Below are 12,597 nucleotides of genomic sequence, written 5' to 3'. Positions count from 1 at the left end.
CACCAACGCGGCATGACCGTCGCACTGCGCCAACAGCTTTCACTGCGGAAGACCCGCCCGGAAACCTCGTTCGGGCCGTTTCGCCCATTGCCCGCTCTGCCCTGGCTCGTCATGGCGGCGGCGCTGCGGATCGTCGGCTACGGCAAGCCCGGCCTGATCCTGCCCACGCTGGTGCTGGCCGACATCTGCGTGCTGCTCGCCTTTTTCGCGACCGCACGGGACTCGATCCAGGCCGCCGGAGGCCAATCATCGCTCGGCGAACTGACGCTGGCCGAGCAGACCCGACTGTCGGTGTCGATCCTGTGGCGGATCGCGCTCGTGATGATCGCGGCAACACTCGGGACCGCCGCGATCGGCTTCACGTCGTTCGCACCGCATTTGCTGTGGGGCCTCGACGGCATGGCCTTCGATCAGGGCACCCATCTCGGCCGGTTCTGGAGTGCGACGATCGCAGCGCTGGTGCTGCTGATCATCGTCAACGCGGAAGGCAATGACGGCCGCGTCGCGCTGTTTGCCGCCGTCAAGGACTTTGGGCGCCACGCGCTCTGGCTTGGCGCCGCGGTGCTCGCGCTCGGCACCGTCAATATCGTGCTCGGCTACGGGCAGGACCTCGTTCGCAATGCGATCTGGCAGTTCTGGCAGACGTCGACGACGAGCCAACCCTTCAAGAGCGTGATCTACGTCGTCTTCATCTTTGGCTTCGCGATGCTGCGGCTGTGGATCACGCTGTCGATCCTGACCTTCGGCCTGAAGCAGTCTTACGCCCGCGGCGGCTAGCCGGCCTTCACCGCTCCGCCGGCCGCACGAGTTGCGCCCGCTGGCTCAGCGCAATGTCGGCGACAACCGCCCCCATCACCAGCGCACCGCCGATCAGGGCGCGCAGCGACGGCACCTCGGCGAACGCCAGCCACACCCAGAACGGCATCAGCGGGGTTTCGAGGGTTGCGATCAGCGATGCCTGCGCGGACGGCAGCAATCGGGAGCCGACTGTGAACAGAGTGAGCCCGAGGCCAACCTGGCATGCCCCGAACATCGCGAGCACGCCGAGATCGGTGCCGCTAACCGCGCCGATGCCTAGCCCCAGCGGCAAGCTGACCGCGCAGCCGAGGAAGTTCGAGAGCGCCGCGGCCGCGACCATCGGCGTGCCCCTGTGCCGCCGGATCACCACCGTCATCAGCGAAATTGCCAGCACCATCACGCAGGCAAGGCCAATGCCCCGGTAATCCGTGACAGCCTCCGCGCCGCTGACCGTGATGGCCACACCCGCGAGCGCGACGAGGCTCGCCAGCAACGTGCCTGGCCGCGCCCGCTCGCCGAGCCAAAGCCGCGCGATCGCGGCCGCCGCAAACGGCTGCATCGCGATCAGGATAGCGACATTGGCGACGCTGGTCAGTTGCAGCGCCGGAATGAACGTCACCATGCCGAGCGTCGAGAGGCCGGCCACCAGCCAGCCGCTCGCCGGCATCGCGACGAGATCGCGCACGCCGCGCCGGCCTTGCGTGGCGAGGAGGAACAGCGCAATCGCGCCGCCGCCGAACAGTCCGCGCCAGAACAGGATAGTCCAGGAATCGAAATGCAGCAGCCGGGTGAAGAACGGCGCGGTACTCCAGGCAGCCGCGGCCGCAACGACCAGTGCAATCCCCTTGCGGTGCTGCGCGTCCGTGTCAGTCACATCGCACCGATGCTAGCTGGCAGCGGCGACCGGCGCCTCGTCGAACAGGCCGTAGACCCGTTCGGCCTTGGCAAATCCCGCGATCGGAAACTCGCCGAGATCGCTCCAGCCTCCGTCATGGATCCCGGCAAAGCGCTCGGAGGCGACGACGGTGCGGCCGAGACGGCCGGCGATCTTCTCAAGCCGCGCGGCGAGATTGACCGCCGGACCGATGCAGGTGAAGTCGAGCCGGTTGCCGCCGCCGATATTGCCATAGAGCACGCGGCCGAGATGCAGCGCGACGCCGAAGCGGAAGCGCTCGACCGCGTCGCCATTGGGGAATTGCAGCGCCTCGACCCCGGCGCGGGAGGCGCGCGCGGCATCCAGCACCCGCGAGCAAACTTGCACCTCGTCGCCGAGATATTCGTCGACCGGGAATACCGCGAGCAGGCCGTCGCCCATGAATTTGAGCACCTCGCCGCCATGGTCGCGGATCGCGGTGACCTGGCAGTCGAAATAGAGGTTGAGGATTTCCACGACGGTCTCGGCCGGCAGGCGGTCCGACAGCGCGGTGAAGCCGCGGAGGTCCGACAGCCAGATCGCGGCATCCATCGTGTCAGCATGGCCGCGCCTGATCTGGCCGCCCATGATGCGCTCGCCGGCGCGGTTGCCGACGTAAGTATCAAGTAGCAGCGAGGCGGTGCGGCGCAGGGTCACGATCTCGATGTAGCGCGCCAGCGGCACGGTGATCGAGCGGATTGCATCGAGCTGCTCGTCGGTGAAGCCACCCGGCTGTTTGGTGGTCCAGCTCGATGCATTGGGGCGGCCGTCGGTGTTGATCAGCGGTACCGCGATGTAGTCGGTGACACCCTCGGCCTGCAGGTCCACGACGATCGGAAAGCGCTTGCTCGAGGGATCATCGAACCGCGCACGCACCTCTACGCCCTGCTTGAAGACGATCGACAGCGGGCTGACGGCGAATTCCGGGGACTCCTCGATGTTGTGATCGACGGTCCCGGTCTCGACCTCAGCACCCGGCCTCCACAAGAAATGCCGGCCATAGATCTCGGGATGCAGCGTGCGCACGAAGACACCGATGCGCCACAGCGGCAGGCCGGCCCGCGTCAGCCGTTCGCAGCATTCCGCCATCATCTGCGACGGGGTCGGCGCCGATCGCGCGCCGCCGATCATCCACGCGATGATATCCCGAAGCTCCGACGCGTTCATGGCAGTCCCCAAGGCGGTCTGGTACCGCCATTATATAGGGGATCAGCGCCCGGTCTGCCCGCGGTCGCGCAGAAAATGATCCGCCAGCACGCAGGCCATCATGGCCTCGCCGACCGGCACCGCGCGGATGCCGACGCAGGGATCGTGGCGGCCCTTGGTCAGGATGTCGGTGTCGGCGCCCTTGCGGTCGACGGTGCGGCGCGTGGTCAGGATCGAGGACGTCGGCTTGACCGCGAAGCGCACCACCACCGGCTGGCCGGTCGAGATGCCGCCGAGCACGCCGCCGGCATGGTTGGACAGGAAGCGCGTGCCGTTGTTGCCGGTCCGCATCTCGTCGGCGTTCTCTTCGCCTGTAAGCTCGGCGGCGCCGAAGCCGGCACCGATCTCGACGCCCTTGACCGCGTTGATGCTCATCATCGCGGATGCCAGATCGCTGTCGAGCTTGGCATAGATCGGCGCGCCGAGCCCGGCCGGCACACCTTCGGCGACGACTTCAATCACGGCACCGATCGAGGAGCCGCTCTTCCTGATGCCGTCGAGATAGGTCTCGAAGAACGCCGCCTTGTCCTTGTCGGGACAGAAGAACGGGTTGTTGGCGATCTCGTCCCAGTCCCACTTCTCGCGGTCGATCTTGTGCGGGCCCATCTGCACCAGCGCGCCGCGCACCTTCACCTCGGGCAGCACCTTGCGCGCGATCGCGCCGGCCGCAACGCGGGTCGCGGTCTCGCGCGCGGAGGAACGTCCGCCGCCGCGATAGTCGCGCAGGCCGTATTTCGCCTCATAGGTGAAGTCGGCGTGGCCGGGGCGGAACTTGTCCTTGATCTCGGAATAATCCTTCGAGCGCTGATCGGTGTTCTCGATCAGCAGCGCGATCGGCGTGCCGGTCGTGACCTGCACGCCGGTTTCCGGATGCGCCATCACGCCGGACAGGATCTTCACCGCATCCGGCTCCTGGCGCTGGGTGGTGAAGCGCGACTGGCCGGGCCGGCGACGGTCGAGGTCGTGCTGGATCTCCTCCACGGTCAGAGGGATCATCGGCGGGCAGCCGTCCACCACGCAGCCGATCGCGACCCCATGGCTCTCGCCGAAGGTCGTGACGCGGAACATATGGCCGAAAGTATTGAAGGACATGGCGGTGTCGTAACGCGCAGGGTCGGCAGCGTCAAACGGGTTTCACGACCCCGAGGACGCGGATAGCCGGTGGCTTTAACTATATTTCTGCAGGCCCGCGGGGCCGAACACGTAGACCGCGCCCTGCTCGATATAAAGCTCGGCGGCCGAGGCCGGCGTCTCGAAGCCGAGCGCCACCATCAGTGCCCTCGCTGTGCCGCCATGGGCGACGGCGACAGTGTCCGACGTCACCGAATGGTACCACTCGGTCATCCGCGCCTGCACCTCGACATAGCTTTCGCCGCCCTCCGGCGCGACCTGCCACTTCTCGGCCAGGCGGCGGGCATAGACGACGGGGTCGGCGGCCTGCGCCTGCGCCAAGGTCGAGCCCTCCCACGTGCCATAGCCGATCTCGCGCAGCCGCGCGTCGAGGGCGTAGTCGCCCGGCGGCAGTCCAAGCTCGGCGCGCACCAGCTCCATGGTGGCGCGTGCCCGGATCAGCGGGCTCGCGACGAACGGCAGCGTCGTCCTGTCACGGCCGTCACGCGCCAAGAGATCGCCAAGGATGCGCCCGGCATGCGCTGCCTGGGCGCGGCCGCGCTCGTTCAGCGCGACGTCCTGCGTACCCTGAAGCCGGCCTTCGGCGTTCCATGCGGTCTCGCCGTGGCGGATGTAATAGATGGTTGGCACCGGCATTCCCTAACGGCTGGTCCTGAGCTGTCGGGCGCCTCACCACAGGCTTCCACGCCTCGAATATTCCGGCTCGGAGGTACACCAGCGCTTCGGCTGGCGACAAGCCCAAATCCGCCGCAGCTGAGGCGCTCTGCGCGCAGGTCGATGCAACCGGAATAGCCACGCCGTTAGGGTGTTATGCTGGACAAGGCAAACCATCGCCGAGACCATCGAAGACTGGATGCATGACCGCGTTTCGCCAAAGTGTCGAAGCCATGATTCCGGCGCTCCGCCGCTATGCGCGGGCGCTGACGCGCGACACCGACATCGCCGACGATCTGGTGCAGGACACGCTGGTGCGGGCGCTGCGCTCGGAGCGGCTGTTTCTCGGCGGCGACGTCAGGAGCTGGCTCTATACGATCCTGACCAATCTGAACAAGAACCGCAGGCGCTCGCTGGCGCGCCGGCCGCCTTTGATGCCGCTGCTCGACAACAATGCCGATGCCAGCGGCACCGAGGCGGAGGGACGCGACATCGAGCGCGCGCTGTCGACACTGGTCGAGGAGCAACGCTCGGTGCTGCTGCTGGTGATGCTGGAAGGCATGAGTTACCGCGAGGTCGCCGACATCCAGGGCGTGCCGATCGGAACGGTGATGTCCCGCCTCGCCCGCGCGCGCGCCCATGTGCGGGCCTCGATCGAGGGCCAGCGCCCGGCGCTCAGGCGGGTGAAATGATAATGTGCGCGATGGCAGGTGTTTCGCTTGAACGATTTTCGAACAAGATTTGGCAGAGACGACTGATATGACCGACCCGAACATCCCCGTCACCGAAGACGAGCTGCACGCTTACGTCGACAATGAGCTGCCGGCCGAACGCCGCGGCGATGTCGAGGCATGGCTCGCCAGCCATCCTGACGACGCGGCGCGGGTGCACTCATGGCGCGCGATGGCCGAGACGCTGCATGCGCGCTACGACAGCGTGCTGGACGAGGCGGTGCCGAAGCGACTCGAGCTCGAACGACTGGTGCGCCAGCCGCGCCGCTGGGTCTATGGCGCGGTGGCGGCAACGCTGGTCGCCTTCATCGCCGGCGGCGGCGTCGGCTGGATCGCGCGCGGCGCCTCGGCGACCCCGTCGACCTTCCAGAGCTTCACGCTCGATGCGCTCGATGCGCATCGGCTCTACGTGGTCGAGGTCCGCCATCCCGTCGAGGTCCCCGGCAGCGAGCGCGACCATCTGCAGCAATGGCTGACCAAGCGCTGCGGCTGGGACGTCCGCGCCCCGGAGCTGACCGGGCTGAAGCTGGTCGGCGGCCGCCTGCTGCCGGGGCCGAGCGGGCCGGCGTCGTTCCTGATGTATGAGAGCACGTCCGGCGAGCGCTTCACGGTCTACACCGCCAAGGCCAAGACCGAGGCGACCCAGATGCGCTACGCCGTGCAGGGCAGCGACGGCGCGCTGTTCTGGGCCGATCGCGGCGTCGCCTATGTCGTCAGCGGCGGCACCGACCGCAGCCGCCTGACCCAGGTCGCGCAGGCCGTTTATGATCAGATGGAGAAGACCGGCGGTTGATCTCCCGTAATTTTACGGGAGATCACGTCGCGAAAATGTGCCGTTTCGAGTAAGTGAATCCAGCCTCACTCGGCGTCCCAATTCCGACATTGAAAACTTCGATTCGCGTCATCGACGCGTCTCATTATCGCACCGGATGCTCACGCGAAGATGATCTGCGCCCGATCCGCCGATCGGCGCACGCGGCCTCGATTGGGGTTTTGTGTACCGCGCTGGTCCCCCTCTCGAGGCCGCACTCCTTTTTCCGCCATCCGGTCTGCACGCCGCAGGCCAGGAGTTCGGACGGCCGGTCATCCTTTGACGCGCTCACGGCCCGGCGTCTACCCCGATAGAGTCCGGGGTAGTTGCAGTTTCGCGTCTTCGCGTCTCTGGGGCGCGCTCTCGGCGGTCAGCCGAGATCGCTGCGCGGATTATAGGGGTTACGCTCCCGCCACGTCTGCATCAATGCCTCAAGCTCGGCATCGTTCCCGTCGGGAAGGATGATCCGGGTCGTGACATAGAGGTCGCCGACTGCGCCCGCCTTCGGCAGCCCCTTGCCCTTGAGGCGGAAGGTGCGGCCGCTCGAGGTGTTCTTGGGGATCGACAGCTCGACCGCGCTGCCCAGCGTCGGCACCCGCACCTTGCCGCCCAGCACCGCCTCATAGAGGGTCACCGGCAGATCGATCCGGAGATCGTTGCCGTCGATCTTGAAGAACGGATGCGGCGCGATCGAGATCGTGATCAGGAGATCGCCGGGCGGATGGCCTTGTGCGGTGTCGCCCTGCCCCTTCAGCCGGATCTGCTGGCCCGCGGTGACGCCGGGCGGAATCTTGACGTTGAGCTCGCGGCCGTTCGGCAGGCGCACGCGCTTGTCGCCGCCCCTGACCGATTCCTCCAGCGACACCGTCATCGCGACCGACAGATCGAGGTCGACGCCGACCCCGCCGCCATCGAATTCAAAAGGGCTGGCGCGACCCGCGCGCGCGCCGCCGCCCCGCGCGGCATTGCCGAACATGCTGTTGAGGATGTCCTCGAAGCTGCCGCCGCCCATCCCGCCGCCACCACCGGGACCGCCGCGGAAGCTGTACTCGAAGCCGCCCGCACCGGCACGGCCGCCGGCACCAGCGCCGCCGCCAGGAAAGCCCTGGAAGCGCGGCTTGCCGTCGGCATCGATCTCGCCGCGATCGAACTGCTTGCGCTTGTCCTCGTCGCCGACGATCTCGTTGGCCGTGTTGATCTCCGCAAAGCGGGCCGCCGCCTTCGGGTCGTTGCTGTTGTTATCCGGGTGATGCTTCTTGGCGAGCTTGCGATAGGCGCTCTTGATCGTCGCAGCGCTGGCGCTCCGCTGCACCCCCAAGACCTCATAGGGGTCGCGCATCCGTCACGTCTCCTTCACGGGAAAATCAGGTTTGGCTGGGAACCCATCCGGGCCCACTTTGCCTTCATGTGGGGGTTCAGTGGCATTTTTGCAACTAGTCCAGGACCGGTCCCGGCCGGAACCTCAGGACTTTCTCCACGGCTTCAAACTATGGATTTCCCACCGTCCCTGTCCAGCCTTGCAGGCGGCGCCCTGCAGCCAGCTTTCGGTGGCTCCGTTGACATAGCTGGCGAGGAAATCCCGGCAGGTCTTGCCGTCCTCGCCCGAATAGGCCTGAGCCAGCGGTGTCACCGAGCCGCGCGCGCCGGTCTCGGGGTTTTCCCAGGGCTGGCTGGAATCCTTGTCGCCCTTGGTCAGCACGTCTGAGGCGGCGTTGCGGGCGAAGGCGAGATCGCTGTCGGTCGGCATCGCCGCATTGACCAGGGTCGGGCTGATCGAGCCCGTCACATCCTTGTCGTCCATCTTGGCGAAGGCATCGGTGCGCGACAGGCTGCAGCCGCTGGCGCCGACGCCGACAATGATCAATGTCACCACCGCGCCCGCGGGGCGGATCGCCAATAGGCCAACGCGCCCCCATGCCCTATATAGGGCCAGTAACGCGTTCTTTGACGCGGGCGGATGCAAATCGGGACTCCTGACATGACCGACACGACCTCCATCAAACACCCGACACCGTTAACATCGGGTGATTTCACCGCGGCGGAGGAGCCGTTCGCCCTGTTCGGCGAATGGTTTGCGGAAGCGGTCAAGTCCGAGCCCAACGATCCGAACGCGATGGCGCTGGCGACCGTCGACGCCGACGGCCTGCCTGACGTGCGGATGGTGCTGATGAAGGGCTTCGATGCCGACGGCTTCGTGTTCTACAGCCACATTGCCAGTGCCAAGGGCCGCGAATTGGCCGCAAATCCTAAGGCGGCTTTACTGTTTCACTGGAAATCGTTGCGCCGCCAGGTGCGTATCCGCGGGCCGGTGACACCGGTCACCGATGCCGAGGCCGACGCCTATTTCGCCACGCGGCCGAAGCAGGCGCAGATCGGCGCATGGGCCAGCAAGCAGTCGCAGCCGCTGGAGAGCCGCTTCGCCTTCGAGCAGGCGATCGCCAAGGCCGGCGCGAAGTACGTCATCGGCGAGGTGCCGCGTCCGCCGGGCTGGAGCGGCTGGCGGATCACGCCACAGCGCATCGAGTTCTGGCACGACCGCCCGTATCGCCTGCACGACCGCATCGAATTCCGCCGCGACGACGCCGGCAGCGCCTGGTCGAAGGTGCGGCTCTATCCCTGAAAAACCGCGACCGTCACGGAAGGGCAAAAATACGAAGCGCGTCTTCGTGTAAGATGACCCCGGCCATCGACGGCTTGATCTTCCATCGTTCAAGGACGTCGATGCCCGGCACGATGCCGCGCATGACGAAAACGAAAGAAACCCGTCGATGACCCGCCCTTCCAATGCGCCGCGGCGCACGCTGCTCCTGACCGGCGCGAGCCGCGGCATCGGCCATGCCACCGCGATCCGGTTCTCGTCCGCCGGCTGGCGCGTCATCACCCTGTCGCGGCATGCGTTTCCGGAGGTCTGTCCCTGGGGCGCCGGGCCGGAAGATCACATCGAGGTCGATCTCGGCAGCCATGACGACACGGTGCGCGCGATCTCGGAGATCCGGCAGCGACTGGATAACGATGAACTGCACGCGCTGGTCAACAATGCCGCGATCTCGCCAAAGGCGCCCAACGGCGGCCGGCTCGGCACCATGGACACCGACATCGAGACCTGGACCCATGTTTTCCACGTCAACTTCTTCGCACCGGTCATGATCGCGCGCGGACTGATCGAGGAACTGAAGCACGCCAAGGGCGCAGTGGTGAACGTCACCTCGATCGCCGGCTCGCGCGTGCATCCATTCGCAGGAGCCGCCTACGCGACGTCGAAAGCGGCACTTGCGGCACTGACACGCGAAATGGCGTCGGACTTCGGCCGCGTCGGCGTTCGCGTCAACGCGATCGCGCCGGGCGAGATCGACACCTCGATCCTGTCGCCCGGCACCGAGAAGATCGTCGACCAGCAAATCCCGATGCATCGCCTCGGCACCCCGGACGAGGTCGCCAAGATCATCTACGTGCTGTGCACGGAGACCAGCTCCTACGTGAACGGCGCCGAGATCCACATCAATGGTGGCCAGCACGTCTGAGCTTCGGCTTGGATGTGATTGCGGGGAAGGAAGCGAGAGGTTCGAGGCGATCCCGGCCGCCGCCGCGGCCGTAGGTCAAGGGATTGCTTCGATGGCAGGCGTAACGACGCAGACGAGGCTTCTGCCTCCGGGGCGTCAACCTCTAGTCGGCGTAAAACCGGCGTGACTTCTTCTCAGGCTGCCGCAGCGCGACGTCGTTCAGCGCGCTGGAGCATTCGTCTTCGTCCTCGCCATCAAGCAGCGCCGCGTCACAGTAACGGCAAAGTCTCGGCGAGATCGCCTGCACCTTGCCTGCTGCGCGGTCCTGTTGATAGCGCGCAAAGTCGATGACGTTACGCCGTGGCGTTATGATCTTCTCAACCATTGCTGTCCTCCGGCTTCGAGGCGGGCGTTATCGCAGACAAGTTTCGCCCAAACGTTCAGCGCAACACTCAAATTTTAGGAGAGGAAATAAGGCAGAAAAGCGCGTCCCAAAACGCGACGCTGGAACAGCGCTACAGCCACTTCTTCCACTTGAAAATCCAGTACGGCACAATCGCCGCGATCAGCATCAGCACCAGCGCGAACGGATAGCCGTGCGTCCATTCGAGTTCCGGCATGATCTTGAAATTCATGCCGTAGATCGAAGCGATCAGCGTCGGCGGCATCAGAACCACCGCCATCACCGAGAACAGCTTGATGATGTTGTTCTGTTCCAAATTGACCACACCGAGCATGGCGTCGAGCACGAACGTAATTTTGTTGGAGAGATAGGAGGCGTGATCGGTCAGTGAGGCCACGTCACGCTGCATGGTCTTGAGCTGCTCGCGCATGTCCTTGGACCATTTCACCCCTTCCACGATCGCCGAGAGGAAGGTGACGAGGCGGCCGATCGAGACCAGGCTTTCGCGAACCTTCGAGGTCATGTCGCCCTTGCGGCCGATCGTGATCAGGATTTGCGAATATTGCTTGGCGTGGCCGTGGCGTTCGCTCTCGGGCTCGAAGATGTCATGCGAGACCTGGTCGATGTCACGCTCCAACTCCGAACCCGTGTCGACTTGGTGGTCTGCGCTTCAGCTAACGGACGGCACTTTGGGACACCCATCAAACAGCTAGCGGCGCAGGCACCTGCCAAAGGCCACCCTTCGGGTTGAGAATAACCCCCTTTTCCTTCATCCGATGCAGGGTCGATCGAAACGTATTCGACTTCAATTTCGGATCGACCAGCTTCATTTCAGCTAGTAACTCGTAGGTTTTACGACCCTCGGGAGCACTCTTTAGATTTTCTAGGACAACACTCTCAATCAACACCCGCTTTATACTGTTCTTTCTTGTTACATCTAGCTTTGCTAGGGCCGGATTACTTCTTCTAGCTGAGATTATTAATCGCTCTACTGTTGCTCTTTCGCTCTGAAGCTCATGGATACGCCTATCGAGGCTCTTGAGCTCTCGCAGCAGCTGAGCTTCCAATTCACTCGTCGGCTCACCCACTGGCTGGATTACCGCCATGTTGCATACTCCTTTTTTGCAACAACCGTATTTTTCGACACTAGCACCCTGTTCAATAAAATCAATTGGTTAGTACCTTGACTTTCGATTCAAGAGATGTTAGCAACATCGTTGCTTTGCAACGATGTTGCTAACATCTCTTGAGAAAATGCAACGCGGACGTATTGCACGAAAGGCCAACTCAGGTGTATAAATTCGCTGGAGATGTTCCGCCTATTGCTGGGCGGGGCGCAGAAAGATATGACAAAAGGCAGCACGGATTTATTCGTGCTGCCTTTTGTCTTTAGTGCTTCAGAGCCAGCGGCACCTGAGGGCAACTACTGACCGCGAAACACCGTCCGCAAAATGGTTCGTAGCGTCAAAAGGCAAGCTCATCAAGCCGCTTTTGAGGCAACTCAACCATGACGAAGACTTACAAACCAGGAGAGCCAGCTCCGCGATCTGGTCAATACGAGCAAACCGGCGTCCGAGGTGGACTCACCGGCGAGGAGCGAACCGTTACGCGCGGTGAGCCCCTTCCCCCCACCCCTAAGCCGGGCATGGGATACAAGCTGGTCGACCCCACCAAGCATAAGAGCGGGCGATAGGAGGGGGGCTGATATGACCACACTCCGTGAACTCACTCCTTCTCAAGTAGCCGCGATCAAGGCGCGGATTAACCGAGGAGAAAAGTACTCAGAGATCGCTGCTGATTATCGGCTCAATCAGGGGCGCATTGCCGACATCAAATTCGGTCGTGCGTACTCAGAGATCAAGCCAGCAGAATGAGCATCTGAAGGGAGCCCCGGAGACCACCCCGGGGCTCACCTTTCATCGCCTGTCAAAAACCCGTCCGACATCGTAGGGGCCTTACAGCCACTTCTTCCACTTGAAAATCCAGTACGGCACAATCGCCGCGATCAGCATCAGCACCAGCGCGAACGGATAGCCGTGCGTCCATTCGAGTTCCGGCATGATCTTGAAATTCATGCCGTAGATCGAAGCGATCAGCGTCGGCGGCATCAGAACCACCGCCATCACCGAGAACAGCTTGATGATGTTGTTCTGTTCCAAATTGACCACACCGAGCATGGCGTCGAGCACGAACGTAATTTTGTTGGAGAGATAGGAGGCGTGATCGGTCAGTGAGGCCACGTCACGCTGCATGGTCTTGAGCTGCTCGCGCATGTCCTTGGACCATTTCACCCCTTCCACGATCGCCGAGAGGAAGGTGACGAGGCGGCCGATCGAGACCAGGCTTTCGCGAACCTTCGAGGTCATGTCGCCCTTGCGGCCGATCGTGATCAGGATTTGCGAATATTGCTTGGCGTGGCCGTGGCGTTCGCTCTCGGGCTCGAAGATGTC

15 protein-coding genes and 1 pseudogene are annotated in these 12,597 nt (G+C 64.0%); 6 read left to right on the top strand and 10 right to left on the bottom strand.

Annotation, left to right across the window (positions count from 1 at the left end):
* The first annotated feature begins 12 nt into the window (after positions 1 to 12).
* Positions 13 to 777, top strand: coding sequence for a hypothetical protein (locus JQ616_RS21905; RefSeq protein ID WP_249137124.1), 765 nt, complete (start codon positions 13 to 15; stop codon positions 775 to 777).
* A gap of 7 nt (positions 778 to 784) precedes the next feature.
* Here JQ616_RS21905 and JQ616_RS21900 read toward each other — a convergent pair whose 3' ends face one another.
* The 4 genes from JQ616_RS21900 to JQ616_RS21885 all read right to left on the bottom strand — a co-directional run bounded on the left by JQ616_RS21900 (position 785) and on the right by JQ616_RS21885 (position 4,684).
* The gene (locus tag JQ616_RS21900; protein WP_212017949.1) at positions 785 to 1,672 is read right to left on the bottom strand and encodes a DMT family transporter; all 888 of its coding nucleotides are present in this window, start codon (positions 1,670 to 1,672) and stop codon (positions 785 to 787) included.
* 12 nt (positions 1,673 to 1,684) lie between these two features.
* On the bottom strand, positions 1,685 to 2,878 hold the full coding sequence (locus tag JQ616_RS21895) for an adenylate/guanylate cyclase domain-containing protein (RefSeq protein ID WP_212017947.1): 1,194 nt from the start codon (positions 2,876 to 2,878) through the stop codon (positions 1,685 to 1,687).
* 42 nt (positions 2,879 to 2,920) lie between these two features.
* Positions 2,921 to 4,009, bottom strand: a complete 1,089-nt coding sequence (aroC, locus tag JQ616_RS21890) for a chorismate synthase (protein WP_212017945.1) — start codon at positions 4,007 to 4,009, stop codon at positions 2,921 to 2,923.
* Between the two features lie 75 nt (positions 4,010 to 4,084).
* On the bottom strand, positions 4,085 to 4,684 hold the full coding sequence (locus JQ616_RS21885; protein WP_212017943.1) for a histidine phosphatase family protein: 600 nt from the start codon (positions 4,682 to 4,684) through the stop codon (positions 4,085 to 4,087).
* Between the two features lie 221 nt (positions 4,685 to 4,905).
* Between JQ616_RS21885 and JQ616_RS21880 the strand changes: the two genes are divergently transcribed.
* Complete coding sequence (locus JQ616_RS21880) at positions 4,906 to 5,394, top strand: sigma-70 family RNA polymerase sigma factor (RefSeq protein ID WP_021076763.1); 489 nt, start codon at positions 4,906 to 4,908, stop codon at positions 5,392 to 5,394.
* A 67-nt stretch (positions 5,395 to 5,461) separates the two neighbouring features.
* Complete coding sequence (locus JQ616_RS21875; RefSeq protein WP_212017941.1) at positions 5,462 to 6,226, top strand: anti-sigma factor family protein; 765 nt, start codon at positions 5,462 to 5,464, stop codon at positions 6,224 to 6,226.
* A 388-nt stretch (positions 6,227 to 6,614) separates the two neighbouring features.
* On the opposite strand, the gene JQ616_RS21870 is transcribed toward JQ616_RS21875, so the two are convergent.
* Together JQ616_RS21870 and JQ616_RS21865 are read right to left on the bottom strand one after the other, a co-directional pair.
* Positions 6,615 to 7,583: a DnaJ C-terminal domain-containing protein gene (locus JQ616_RS21870; RefSeq protein WP_212017939.1), complete on the bottom strand. Its 969-nt coding sequence runs from the start codon at positions 7,581 to 7,583 to the stop codon at positions 6,615 to 6,617.
* Positions 7,584 to 7,706: 123 nt separating this feature from the next.
* Positions 7,707 to 8,114 carry an RT0821/Lpp0805 family surface protein gene (locus tag JQ616_RS21865; protein ID WP_212017937.1) on the bottom strand — a complete coding sequence of 136 codons (408 nt, stop codon included), beginning with the start codon at positions 8,112 to 8,114 and terminating at the stop codon, positions 7,707 to 7,709.
* Between the two features lie 108 nt (positions 8,115 to 8,222).
* On the opposite strand from JQ616_RS21865, the gene pdxH reads away from it, so the two are divergent.
* Complete coding sequence (pdxH, locus tag JQ616_RS21860) at positions 8,223 to 8,864, top strand: pyridoxamine 5'-phosphate oxidase (protein ID WP_212017935.1); 642 nt, start codon at positions 8,223 to 8,225, stop codon at positions 8,862 to 8,864.
* Between the two features lie 148 nt (positions 8,865 to 9,012).
* On the top strand, positions 9,013 to 9,765 hold the full coding sequence (locus tag JQ616_RS21855) for an SDR family NAD(P)-dependent oxidoreductase (protein WP_212017933.1): 753 nt from the start codon (positions 9,013 to 9,015) through the stop codon (positions 9,763 to 9,765).
* Between the two features lie 142 nt (positions 9,766 to 9,907).
* Here JQ616_RS21855 and JQ616_RS21850 read toward each other — a convergent pair whose 3' ends face one another.
* From JQ616_RS21850 to JQ616_RS21840, 3 genes and pseudogenes are all read right to left on the bottom strand, one after another.
* Positions 9,908 to 10,129: a hypothetical protein gene (locus JQ616_RS21850; protein WP_163156661.1), complete on the bottom strand. Its 222-nt coding sequence runs from the start codon at positions 10,127 to 10,129 to the stop codon at positions 9,908 to 9,910.
* Between the two features lie 130 nt (positions 10,130 to 10,259).
* Positions 10,260 to 10,811 (bottom strand): annotated as a pseudogene (locus JQ616_RS21845) (CorA family divalent cation transporter); the annotation flags it as partial.
* 37 nt (positions 10,812 to 10,848) lie between these two features.
* A complete protein-coding gene (locus JQ616_RS21840) occupies positions 10,849 to 11,253 on the bottom strand; it encodes a hypothetical protein (RefSeq protein WP_212017931.1) in 405 nt (134 codons plus the stop codon).
* A gap of 600 nt (positions 11,254 to 11,853) precedes the next feature.
* Here JQ616_RS21840 and JQ616_RS21835 point away from each other — a divergent pair.
* On the top strand, positions 11,854 to 12,021 hold the full coding sequence (locus JQ616_RS21835) for a hypothetical protein (RefSeq protein WP_212017929.1): 168 nt from the start codon (positions 11,854 to 11,856) through the stop codon (positions 12,019 to 12,021).
* A gap of 81 nt (positions 12,022 to 12,102) precedes the next feature.
* Here the strand turns inward: JQ616_RS21835 and JQ616_RS21830 are convergent.
* On the bottom strand, positions 12,103 to 12,597 hold a 495-nt coding region (locus JQ616_RS21830; RefSeq protein ID WP_283812663.1), incomplete at its 5' end, for a CorA family divalent cation transporter.

It is taken from the genome of Bradyrhizobium tropiciagri, from assembly GCF_018130545.1.
Classification (GTDB): Bacteria; Pseudomonadota; Alphaproteobacteria; order Rhizobiales; family Xanthobacteraceae; genus Bradyrhizobium; species Bradyrhizobium tropiciagri_A.
The sequence above is the reverse complement of the archived record's forward strand: the minus strand, read 5'-3'. Positions and strand labels throughout refer to the sequence as shown.